The sequence below is a fragment of the Stenotrophomonas sp. PS02300 genome (assembly GCF_029959395.1).
GTDB classification, from domain to species: domain Bacteria; phylum Pseudomonadota; class Gammaproteobacteria; order Xanthomonadales; family Xanthomonadaceae; genus Stenotrophomonas; species Stenotrophomonas maltophilia_AD.
The window spans coordinates 1-10,941 of the sequence record NZ_JASCOP010000134.1 but is presented as its reverse complement, the minus strand read 5'-3'; the positions used below and the strand labels follow the sequence as shown (position 1 = coordinate 10,941).

Genomic DNA, 10,941 nt, shown 5'->3' with positions numbered 1-10,941 from the left:
GGCAGCCCCCGTAGGGACTGTCAAAAACATGGATGTTTTTGCCAAGCCCCCATGGATGGGTTTACGGCGTGTCCCGGAGCGGGGCTGCCCGTCGGCCTCCCCAGCACGCAAGAACTGAAACGCTGCCGTTCGCCGTAGCCCCACGTCCACAAACAAAAGCGCCGGGCAATGCCCGGCGTCTTTGTGTGCGATCGGTGGGTTTAGAACTGGCCACCGAACGTGAACTGCAGGCGTTCGATTTCGTCGCCGTCTTCCTTCTTGAGCGGGAAGGCGTAGCTGATCGAGATCGGGCCGACCGGGGCGCGCCACAACAGGGCGACACCGGCCGAGGCACGCAGCTCGTTGGCCTTGAAGTTGTCCACGCCGGTGTACACGTTGCCGACGTCGAAGAACGCCGAGACGCGGGCCGACGGGCTGTCGAACAGGCGCGGGAAGTAGGCTTCGATCGAGCCGACGGTCTTCAGCGAACCACCCAGCGGCTGGCCGCGGTTGTACGACGCGGTCGGCTCCGAGCGCGGGCCCAGGGTGTTGTCTTCGAAACCACGCACCGAGTTGGTACCACCGGCGTAGAAGTTCTCGAAGAACGGCAGGCCGGAGGCGGTGACGGTCTTCACATAGTCAGCCGAGGACGTGTTGCAGTCCACCGTCTGGGTCGGGTTCGGGTTCGCGGTGGTCGGTGCGGTGTAGCACAGGTCGCGGGTGACGTCGTTGCCGTAGCTGTCGCCGTAGCCGATTTCGGCGCGGGTGTTGATGACCAGCGACGGGATGATCGGCCAGTACTTGGAGACCTGGTAGTTCAGCTTGTAGTACTCGACCGTCGAGCCGGGCAGGGTGGTTTCCAGGCCCACGCGCTGGTACATGCCGCGGGTGGGCATGAAGTAGTCGTTACGCGTGTCGCGGGCCCAGCCCAGTTCGGTACGCCAGGAGTGGAACGTCTTGCTGCCGATGGCATTGATGTAATCGATGATCGACTGCGGCGTCGAGCCCTGGTACGTGGTGATCTGGTTGCTGTCGATGCCCACCATCAGCGAGACGGTGTCGTTCTCGGTGATCGGCACGCCGAACACCACCTGCGCCGCACCGTTGGTGCTGTTGTACTGCGCGGTGTTGAAGTCGGAGTAATCCAGTTCGCGCCAGGACAGGTTGTAGCCCAGCGACACGCCATCGTCGGTGAAGTACGGGTTGGTGTAGGAGAAGCCGTAACGCTGCAGGTAGCTGCTGCGCGACGCTTCGACCGACACGCGGTTGCCGCCGCCCAGGAAGTTGTTCTGCGACAGCTGCACCGAGGTGGTCATGCCGTACGACTGCGAATAGCCCAGGCCGAACACGAAGCTGCCCGAGGTGGTTTCCTTGACGTTGTAGACCACGTCGACCTGGTCGTTGCTGCCGGTCACCGGCGGCGTCTCGACATCCACCGATTCGAAGTAGCCCAGGCGCTGCAGGCGGATCTTGGAACGGTCGATCGCGGCCTGCGAGTACCAGCTGTTTTCGAACTGGCGCATTTCACGACGCAGCACTTCGTCGGAGGTGCGGGTGTTGCCCTTGAACACGATGCGGCGCACGCCCACGCGCGGACCCGGTACGACCTGCATGTTGATCGCCACGGTACGGTCGGCGCGGTTGCTGGTCGGGATCGGGTTCACCTTGGCGAACGCGTAGCCGATGTTGGACAGCGAATTGGTGATGGCGTCCGAGCTGAATTCCAGCAGGGCGCGCGAGAACGTATCGCCGGACTTCTGGATCAGCATGCGCTCCACGTCTTCCTGCGGAAGGATGGTGTCGCCGGTGACCTTGATCTCGGAGATCTTGTACTGCTCACCTTCGGTCACGCCGGCGGTGATGAACATGTCGCGCTTGTCGGGACTGATCGAGACCTGGGTGGATTCGATGCTGAAGTCCACGTAGCCGCGGTCCAGGTACCAGGCGTTGAGCTTTTCCAGGTCGCCGGACAGCTTTTCCTTGGAGTACTGGTCATCGCGGCGGTACCACGACGCCCAGTTGTGCTCCTTGGATTCCCAGGTTTCCAGGATGTCCTTGGACTCGAACTTCTCGGTGCCGACCAGGTTCACGTGCTGGATCTTGGCGGCCTTGCCTTCCTTGATCGCGATGGTGATGTCCACGCGGTTGCGGTCAAGCGGGCTGACGGTCGGGGTGATCTCGACGTTGTATTTGCCACGGTCGTTGTACTGGCGGCGCAGTTCCTGGGTCACGCGGTCCAGGCTCAGGCGATCGAACGTGCCGCCTTCGCTCAGGCCGATGTCGCTCAGGCCCTTGAGCAGCTGGTCGCTCTTGATGTCCTTGTTGCCGGTGACGGTCAGCTTGTTGATCGCCGGGCGTTCCTTGACCGTGACCACCAGGATGTCGCCCTGCCGCTCAAGCTGGACGTCCTCGAAGAAGCCGGTCTTGTACAGGGCACGGATCGACTCGCCGACCTTGTTGTCGGTCAGGGTCTCGCCACGTTCCACCGGCAGGTAGGTGAACACGGTACCGGAGGTGATGCGCTGCAGACCATCGACACGGATGTCGCTGACGGTGAAGGGCTCGGCTGCCTGGGCCAGGGCGGGCGCGCCGAAACCGGCGGCGAGTGCGAGGGCAAGCAGGCGGCGATTGGGGAGTCGCGTCATGTCACGTCCGGTTGGAGTCGAATACGATGTTGCGGGATGCCGGCGCATAAGACGACGACAAAAGGGTAAAAGTTCATCGCGGGAACAGACCGAGGATGTCGTTGTAGAACGCCAGTCCCATCAGTCCGGCCAGCATGGCCAGGCCGATGTATTGGCCCGCCGCCATGGCACGCTCGCTAAGCGGGCTGCCCTTGACCAACTCGATAAGGTAATACAGCAGGTGCCCGCCGTCCAAGATGGGGATGGGCAACAGGTTGATGATGCACAGGCTGAGCGAGAGCACGGCCAGGAACCAGAGGAACCAATCGAGGCCGCGCTGGGCGGTCTGGTTGGCTACCCGGGCAATGGTGACCGGGCCGGAAACGTTCTGCAGCGAGGCATTGCCGGTGACGATGCGGCGCATCATGCCGAGCGAATCGCCCGCCGCACGCGCGGTTTCGCGCAGCGCCGCCGGGATGGCCGCCAGCGGGCCGTACTGCAGGGTGGTGTCATAGGCCGGGGCGCTGGCCTGCGGGAAGCCGATGCCGATCTGCCACGTGGGCTGGCCGCGGCCGTCCTTGCCCTGGCGCGGGGTGACTTCCAGCGCCAGCCGCTCGCCGTTGCGCAGCACTTCGATCATGCCCGGGCCGCCGCGCTTGCCCAGCGCGAGGATGGCCGGGGAGACCTGGTCGGCCGCGTCGATGCGCTGGCCATCCACGGCCACCACCAGGTCGCCGGGCAGCAGTACGCCCTGGGCGGCAGAATCGGGCACCACCTGTTCGACCAGTGCCGGCTGCAGGTGGAACTGCCAGGTGAGGCCGGCCAGCGAGGCCACCCAGCGCTCATCGAAGCCGGCCGGCAGCTGCGACAGCGGCAGGGTGCGCGTGCGCACCTGCTCCTGCGCATCCACCACCTCCACCTTCGCGTCGTGGCGGTCCATGGCGGCCGTGGTCAGGGCCATGGCCGCCTGGCCTGCGGTGACCACGCTTCGCTCATCCACGCTCAGCACGCGGTCGCCGGCCTGCAGGCCGGCCACCTGGGCCATGCCGGTGGTGCGGCCGATGGTGGCCGAATAATCCTGTTTGCCCAATACGAACATGGCCCACAGCAGGGCCACGCACAGCACCAGGTTGGCGATCGGGCCCGCGGCCACGATCGCGATGCGCTGCCAGACGCTCTTGTGGTTGAAGGCCAGGCCGCGTTCGGCCGGGTGCACCTCGACCTCGCGTTCGTCGAGCATCTTCACGTAACCGCCCAGCGGAATGGCGGCGATGGCGAATTCGGTGCCGTTGCGGTTGCGGCGCATCCACAGCGGCTTGCCGAAGCCGACCGAGAAGCGCAGCACCTTCACCCCACAGCGGCGCGCGACCCAGTAGTGACCGAACTCATGGAAGGTCACCAGCAGGCCAAGGCTGACGATCATCCACCAGACGGAGCCGATGAATTCACCCATGGTGGACGTCGCGGGAAAGGAGCGGGAAGGGCATTCAGGCGTGGTCGATGGCGGCTTGGGTGATCTGGCGGGCGTGCTGGTCGGCAGCCAGCAGGCCCTCCAGTGTATCGGCGGACGCTGAAGGCAGTGTTGAAAGAGCGTTAGCCACCAGGGCTGGAATGGCTAGGAAAGCGATCCGCCCCTGAAGAAACGCTGAAACAGCCACTTCATTGGCCGCATTGAGCACCGCCGGGGCGGTGCCGCCGGCGGCCATCGCCTGCCAGGCCAGGCCCAGGCAGGGGAAGGCGTCGGTGTCGGGGGCCTCGAAATCCAGCCGGCCCTGGGTCAGCAGGTCCAGCCCGCCAACCCCGGATTCGATCCGGTGCGGCCAGCCCAGGCCCACGGCCAGGGTGGTGCGCATGTCCGGCAGGCCCATCTGGGCCAGGGTGGAGCCGTCGACGAACTCGACCAGCGAATGCACCAGGCTCTGCGGGTGGACCAGCACTTCAATGAGCTCGCCGGGGATGTTGAACAGGTGGTGGGCCTCGATGACCTCCAGCCCCTTGTTCATCAACGTCGCCGAATCCACCGAGATCTTCGGCCCCATCGACCACTTCGGGTGGGCAACGGCCTGGGCCGGGGTCACCTCGGCCAGCTCGGCCCGGGTGCGTCCGCGGAACGGGCCGCCGGAAGCGGTGAGCAGGATCCGGCGCACGCCGGCCTGGTCCAGGCTGGCATCGCGCGAGCGCAGGCACTGGAAGATGGCGCTGTGTTCGCTGTCGATCGGGATGATTTCGGCGCCTGCGGCGGTGGCGCGCTGCATCAGCAGCTCACCGGCCAGGACCAGCGATTCCTTGTTGGCCAGCAGGATCCGCTTTCCGGCCTCGGCGGCGGCCAGGGTCGAGGACAGCCCGGCCGCGCCGACGATGGCGGCCACCAGGGTGTCGCAGGCGTCGCTGGCGGCCAGCTGGTCCAGCGCGGCGGCGCCGGCATGCGGCTGGGTATCCAGGCCGGCGGCGCGCAGGCCATCGCGCAGCTCTGCATACAGTGCGTCGCGGGCGATCACCGCATGCGCGGGCCGGTGGATCACGCACAGCGCGACCAGCGCCTGCACCTGGGTGCCGGCGGCCAGCACGCTGGCGCGGTAGCGGTCCGGGTGGCGCGCGATCACGTCCAGCGCGGATGCGCCGATCGAGCCGGTGGCACCGAACACGGCGACCCGGCGGGGGGCGGTAGTGCTCTGCATGCTCAGAATCCGAAGATTTCCTTGCCCAGCGCGAACACCGGCAGCGCGGCCAGCACGCCGTCGATGCGGTCCAGCACGCCGCCGTGGCCGGGAATGATGTGGCCGGAGTCCTTGGCGCCGGCATGGCGCTTGAGCAGGCTTTCGTACAGGTCGCCCAGTACCGAGGCGAACACGGCGACCACCGTGGTGATGACCAGGCCGACCACGTGGCCAGGCGCGATGCCGGCGATCCAGCCGAACACCAGGGCCACCAGCAGGCCGGCCAGCATGCCGCCGCCCAGCCCTTCCCAGGTCTTGTTGGGGCTGATGCGCGGGGCCAGCTTGGTGCGGCCCAGGGTGCGGCCGGCGAAGTAGGCGCCCGAATCGGCAGCCCAGACCACGGCCAGCGCGGTCAGCAGCCACAGGTGGCCCTTGTCGCCGCTGGCGTGGATGAGCACCAGCGAGGCCCAGGCCGGCACGATGGCCAGGCTGCCGGCCAGCAGCTTGAGCGCGCGGGCGCGGCTGCCCGGCTCGGCGCCGAAGGTGAAGAAACGCAGCCACAGCAGGGCCAGCAGCCACCAGCCGATGCCGACCAGCGCGGCGATCTGGTACAGCACCAGCGTGCCGGCATCGGCCCACACGATGAGCACCATCAGCAGCAGGTTGAGCACCAGCAGCACGGTGCGGGCGAGGGTGTCTTCGACGTCGGCCAGCTTCAGCCATTCCCACAGGCCGATCAGGAACACGGCGGCGGCAGCGGCGGCCAGCCATTGGGTGGGCAGCAGCAGGATCGCGGCGATGGCGACCGGCGCCATGATCAGCGCGGCGATGACTCGGGTTTTGGTCATGGGGTGGACGTCTCGGTGGCCAGGGCGGCGATCTGGGCGCTGGTCAGCCCGAAGCGGCGTTCACGGGAAGCGTAGGCGTCGAGCGCCTGCTGCAGGATGGCGGCGTCGAACTCGGGCCACAGCACCTCGGTGAACCACAGTTCGGTATAGGCCAGCTGCCACAGCAGGAAATTGCTGACGCGGGTATCGCCACCGGTGCGGATGAACAGATCCGGTGGCGGCAGGTCGGCCAGGGCGACGCGGCTGCCCAGCAGCGCTTCGTCGATCTGTTCGGGCAGCAGGCGCCCGGCCGCGACTTCGGCGGCCAGTTCGCGTGCGGCGCGGGCGATATCCTGGCGGCCGCCGTAGCTGGCGGCGATGCTCAGGGTCATGGCGGTGTTGCCGGCGGTGCGTTGCTCGGCCAGCTGCATGCGGCTGACCAGCCCGGCACCGAAGCGCTCGCGTTCGCCGATGAAGCGCACGCGCACGCCGCGGCGGTGGAGTTCATCCACCTCGCGGTCCAGGGCATTGAGGAACAGCTTCATCAGCGCGTCGACTTCATCGCTCGGCCGGCCCCAGTTTTCACTGGAGAAAGCGAACAGGGTGAGCGCGGCGATGCCACGCTCCAGGCAGAAATCGATGGTGCGGTTGACCGCGCGCGCACCGGCCCGGTGGCCGATCACGCGCGGACGACGACGCTTCTGCGCCCAGCGTCCGTTGCCATCCATGATGATGGCAACGTGGCGGGGCACGGCGGCGGTGGAGCTGCTGGTCGGGGCCTGGGTCATCGGGCTCAGACCTGCATCAGTTCCTTTTCCTTGTCGGCCACGACACTATCGACGTCCTTGATGGATTTGTCGGTCAGTTTCTGGATGTCGTCTTCGCCGCGCTTCTTGTCGTCTTCGCTGATCGCCTTGTCCTTGAGCAGGGCAGCGATGGCCTTGTTGGCATCCTGGCGGATGTTGCGGACGGCGATCTTGGCGCCTTCGCCTTCCTTCTGCACCTGCTTGCCCAGTTCGCGGCGACGCTCTTCGGTCGGCGGCGGCAGGTTGAGGCGGATCACGGTGCCGGACACGTTCGGGGTCAGGCCCAGGTCGGAGGCGTAGATCGCCTTCTCGACGTCCTTGATCATGCCCTTGTCGAACACGGTGATGACCAGCGAGATGCCTTCGGACACCGAGATCGAGGCGACCTGGTTCAGCGGGGTGTCGCTGCCGTAGGCCTTGACGGTGATGCGGTCCAGCAGCGACGGCGAGGCACGGCCCGTACGGATGGAGGTGAGGGAGTGCTTCAGAGCATCAATGCTCTTTGCCATGCGCGTCTGCGCGTCCTGCTTGATATCGTTGAGCATCGCCCGAATCCTGGATGTCACTGGGAATCGGGCGATTATATCCCCTCTCAGGCGTTGTCGCGGCCCCGGACCAGGGTGCCGATGTTCTCGCCGTGCAGGATCTTCAGCAGTTCGCCCGGCTGGCCCATGTCGAACACGCGCAGCGGCAGGTCACTGTCGCGGGCCAGGGCGAAGGCGGCGGTGTCCATCACTTCCAGGCCGCGACGGATCACTTCGTCGTAGCTCAGGGAGTCGAAACGGACCGCATCGCTGTACTTGTTGGGGTCCTTGTCGTACACGCCGTCGACCTTGGTGGCCTTGAGCAGCAGGTCCGCGCCGATCTCGATGGCGCGCAGCGCGGCACCGGAATCGGTGGTGAAGAACGGGCTGCCGACGCCGGCGGCGAAGATCACCAGGCGGCCTTTTTCAAGGTGGCGGATGGCGCGGCGGCGGATGTAGTCCTCGCACACGTCGTTGATCTTGATCGCGCTCATCACGCGGGCCTTGGCGCCCAGCTTCTCCAGCGCGTCCTGCATGGCCAGCGCGTTGATCACGGTGGCCAGCATGCCCATCTGGTCGCCGGTGACGCGGTCCATGCCGCCTGCGGCCAGGCCGGCGCCGCGGAAGATGTTGCCGCCGCCGATGACCAGCGCCACTTCGACACCGGCCTGCTGGGCTTCGATCACTTCACGCGCCAGGCGATTGATGACCTTGGGGTCGATGCCGTAGTCCTCATCCCCCATCAGTGCCTCCCCGGAAACTTTCAGCAGGATGCGGCGATAGGAAAGATTGGACATGGTGGCCTCTGGATGCGTGGAAAACGCGGGAATTCTACTGGAAGCGGCGGCACTCGGCGTGGAAAATCTGCTGCACTGCGGCGCAGCCCTGCCACAGCGGTGGATCGCCGCTTCCTGACTCCATTCAGGCCGTGGCGGTCCCCGGTGAACGCGCAATCACGCGGTTGCGCCCCAGGTTCTTGGAACGGTACAGCACGTCGTCGGCGGCCTTCAGCAGGTCCTGAACATCGGCGAAACGCTCATAGCCGCCTTGGGTGGCCACGCCGGCGGAGAAGGTGACGAACAGCGGGCCGTCGGCCACCTCGGCCATGGGGGTGTTGACGATGCTGGCCAGCACCCGGCGCACCACGTCCAGCGCCACCAGCTCGGTGGTGTTGGGCAGCAGGGCGATGAATTCCTCGCCGCCGAAGCGGGCCACGGTATCGCTGTTGCGCAGGTGTTCCTGCAGCTGGGTGGCGAACTCGCGCAGCACCTGGTCACCGAGCAGGTGGCCGTGGGCGTCGTTGATCTTCTTGAAATCGTCCAGGTCGATGAAGGCCACCGACAGGGGCCAGCCGTGCCGGGTGGCGCGCAGGAACTCCTGCTCCAGCACGGCCTCGAGCTGGCGGCGGTTGAGCACGCCGGTGAGGGCGTCGCGGTGGGCCTGTTCGGCCAGCTTGTTGGCGCGTGCTTCGAATTCGTCGGCCCGCTGGCGGGCCAGGGCGGCATCCTGCATTTCGCGCAGGTTGCGCAGGGTCGCCAGCTCCTGGGCGTGGTCGATCAGCTGCTGCACGCGCGAGGGCGAAATCAGCGTGGTCTCGAACAGGGCGCTGATCTCGGGCAGGGCCTCGCCGATCCGGGCCAGCACCTGGTCGAACTGGGCGCTGTCCAGCTTCAGGGTTTCGTTGACCTGCTGCAGGGCGTGTTCGCGGGCGGCATCGGCATCGGCGCTGAGCCAGATGTCGGCGACGGCGCCGGACAGGGCGACGCAGGCCTGGAAATTGTCCTCGGCGGCGGCCGGCGATTCGCTGCGGGCGATGGCGTCCACCAGGTAGCGCGGCAGGTCCCACTGCTCGGCCATCCACGCGCCCACCTCGGCATGGGTGCAGTCCAGGTGCTCGCGTTCGAGGGCGATGAGCGCTTCGTTGTCGCGGGCCTGGCGCAGCAGCGGCAGGTAGCGCTCGGGCTCGCTCTGGGCCAGCACGAGCACGCCGATGTCCTGCAGCAGGCCGGCCAGCATCAGTTCTTCGGCCTTGCGCAGGCCGCGGGCCTGGCCGAGCAGGCTGGCCGCCAGCGCGCTGAGGATGCTGCGCCGCCAGGCGCGCTCGCGCACGTCCTGGCCCTGGCCGGGGGCGGTCAGGTCCTGGGTGACGGTGAAGCCCAGGGCGAGGCTGACGGTGGCGTTGAGCCCCAGCATGGTCAGTGCCTGGCCGAGGTTCTCGATCCGGCGGCGGCTGGCATACAGCGGCGAATTGGCGATGCGCAGCATGCGCGCGCTCAGCGCCATGTCGATGGCGATGACGTCGGCGGCGGTGGTGATGTCGGTTTCCGGGTCCTGCGCCAGTTCGATGATGCGCAGGGCAATACCGGGCGGCGAGGGCAGGTTGCGGCAGAGCGCCAGGGCGGCTGTCAGCTCGGGAGGCATGGCGGGAATACTGAGGTGATGTGGCAAGAATACATGGAGTGCGTCACAGATTTGAGTATCGGTACTTGCGTTGTAGGAAATTATGCCGTCGACAGGTGGGGGCCGAGGTGCCTTTCGAAGCAAAACCAACGGGCAGATCGTGTGGGGCGGGGCAATGAGGTCTTTGGTACCACATTCGCCAGCGGATGGGGGAGTGGCACAAGTGGCGTCCGCTGCTGCGCGGCGGCGGGTGGCGCAGGTACCATGCGGCCTCCAATAAAAAAGGATGGACCCCATGGCCGTGAAGTCGCTTCAGGAATTCCTTGCCAGCACGCATGAAAAAGACGTCAGTGCGGACGCGTTCGAGCTTGAGAGCCTGCACATGCTGGAGGTGCGGGTGGATGGCATGGTCTGGGCCAAGGCCGGTTCGATGGTGGCGCGCAAGGGGGCGGTGAAGTTCACCCGCCAGGGGCTGCTGGAGCAGGGTCTGGGCACGTTGTTCAAGAAAATGATCAGTGGCGAGGGCCTGCAGCTGATGAAGATCGAGGGCCAGGGCCGGGCCTACCTGGCCGATGCGGGCAAGCAGGTGACGCTGCTGCGGCTGGCGGGCGAGTCGATCTTCGTCAACGGCAACGACGTGCTGGCGTTCGAGACGGGCATCGAGTCCAAGATCACGATGATGCGCAAGGTGGCGGGCATGCTCTCGGGCGGGCTGTTCAACATGCGCCTGAGCGGCCACGGGATCGTGGCGATCACCTCGCATTACGAGCCGCTGACGCTGCCGGTGACGGCGCAGGGCGGCCCGGTGTTCACCGACCCGAACGCGACGGTCGCCTGGTCGGGTTCGCTGACGCCCGAGATCGTCACCGACATTTCGCTGGGTACGCTGGTCGGGCGTGGCTCGGGCGAAACCCTGCAGCTGCGCTTCGCCGGCGAAGGCTGGGTGGTGGTGCAGCCGTATGAGGAAGTTACGTTCCAGACGAAGGGCTGAGAGCAAAGGCAAAGGCCTTGGCCTGCGAGGTGATCGCGCTGGGGCCGGCGGCGGTGGGTTTGCGGTACACGCCGTGAATCCGTCCGTGGAGGCTTGGCAAAAACATCCATGTTTTTGACAGTCCCGCAAACCC

The 10,941-nt window shown here is 66.6% G+C and carries 9 protein-coding genes; 1 reads left to right on the top strand and 8 read right to left on the bottom strand.

Annotated elements, in window-relative coordinates; genetic code table 11:
- Positions 1–200: 200 nt before the first annotated feature.
- The 8 genes from bamA to QMX79_RS17685 all read right to left on the bottom strand — a co-directional run bounded on the left by bamA (position 201) and on the right by QMX79_RS17685 (position 9,838).
- On the bottom strand, positions 201–2,624 hold the full coding sequence (gene bamA, locus QMX79_RS17720; RefSeq protein ID WP_282247935.1) for an outer membrane protein assembly factor BamA: 2,424 nt from the start codon (positions 2,622–2,624) through the stop codon (positions 201–203).
- A gap of 73 nt (positions 2,625–2,697) precedes the next feature.
- Positions 2,698–4,056 carry an RIP metalloprotease RseP gene (gene rseP / locus QMX79_RS17715; protein WP_282247933.1) on the bottom strand — a complete coding sequence of 453 codons (1,359 nt, stop codon included), beginning with the start codon at positions 4,054–4,056 and terminating at the stop codon, positions 2,698–2,700.
- Positions 4,057–4,090: 34 nt separating this feature from the next.
- Positions 4,091–5,281, bottom strand: coding sequence for a 1-deoxy-D-xylulose-5-phosphate reductoisomerase (gene dxr, locus QMX79_RS17710; protein WP_282247931.1), 1,191 nt, complete (start codon positions 5,279–5,281; stop codon positions 4,091–4,093).
- Between the two features lie 2 nt (positions 5,282–5,283).
- Positions 5,284–6,108, bottom strand: coding sequence for a phosphatidate cytidylyltransferase (locus QMX79_RS17705; RefSeq protein WP_282247930.1), 825 nt, complete (start codon positions 6,106–6,108; stop codon positions 5,284–5,286).
- Complete coding sequence (gene uppS / locus QMX79_RS17700) at positions 6,105–6,875, bottom strand: polyprenyl diphosphate synthase (RefSeq protein WP_282247929.1); 771 nt, start codon at positions 6,873–6,875, stop codon at positions 6,105–6,107. The genes QMX79_RS17705 and uppS overlap by 4 nt, the downstream gene beginning before the upstream one ends.
- A gap of 5 nt (positions 6,876–6,880) precedes the next feature.
- Positions 6,881–7,438: a ribosome recycling factor gene (gene frr / locus QMX79_RS17695; RefSeq protein WP_282247928.1), complete on the bottom strand. Its 558-nt coding sequence runs from the start codon at positions 7,436–7,438 to the stop codon at positions 6,881–6,883.
- 47 nt (positions 7,439–7,485) lie between these two features.
- A complete protein-coding gene (gene pyrH, locus QMX79_RS17690; protein ID WP_282247927.1) occupies positions 7,486–8,214 on the bottom strand; it encodes a UMP kinase in 729 nt (242 codons plus the stop codon).
- Positions 8,215–8,338: 124 nt separating this feature from the next.
- A complete protein-coding gene (locus tag QMX79_RS17685) occupies positions 8,339–9,838 on the bottom strand; it encodes a GGDEF domain-containing protein (RefSeq protein ID WP_282247926.1) in 1,500 nt (499 codons plus the stop codon).
- Positions 9,839–10,112: 274 nt separating this feature from the next.
- On the opposite strand from QMX79_RS17685, the gene QMX79_RS17680 reads away from it, so the two are divergent.
- Entirely contained in the window at positions 10,113–10,808 is a 696-nt protein-coding gene (locus QMX79_RS17680; protein WP_282247925.1) for an AIM24 family protein, read from the top strand.
- The last annotated feature ends 133 nt before the right edge of the window (positions 10,809–10,941 follow it).

Coding starts and splice junctions, on each gene's coding strand:
- bamA (WP_282247935.1), bottom strand. CDS start 2,624: ATGACGCGACTCCCCAATCGCCGCCTGCTTGCCCTCGCACTCGCCGCC.
- rseP (WP_282247933.1), bottom strand. CDS start 4,056: ATGGGTGAATTCATCGGCTCCGTCTGGTGGATGATCGTCAGCCTTGGC.
- dxr (WP_282247931.1), bottom strand. CDS start 5,281: ATGCAGAGCACTACCGCCCCCCGCCGGGTCGCCGTGTTCGGTGCCACC.
- QMX79_RS17705 (WP_282247930.1), bottom strand. CDS start 6,108: ATGACCAAAACCCGAGTCATCGCCGCGCTGATCATGGCGCCGGTCGCC.
- uppS (WP_282247929.1), bottom strand. CDS start 6,875: ATGACCCAGGCCCCGACCAGCAGCTCCACCGCCGCCGTGCCCCGCCAC.
- frr (WP_282247928.1), bottom strand. CDS start 7,438: ATGCTCAACGATATCAAGCAGGACGCGCAGACGCGCATGGCAAAGAGC.
- pyrH (WP_282247927.1), bottom strand. CDS start 8,214: ATGTCCAATCTTTCCTATCGCCGCATCCTGCTGAAAGTTTCCGGGGAG.
- QMX79_RS17685 (WP_282247926.1), bottom strand. CDS start 9,838: ATGCCTCCCGAGCTGACAGCCGCCCTGGCGCTCTGCCGCAACCTGCCC.
- QMX79_RS17680 (WP_282247925.1), top strand. CDS start 10,113: ATGGCCGTGAAGTCGCTTCAGGAATTCCTTGCCAGCACGCATGAAAAA.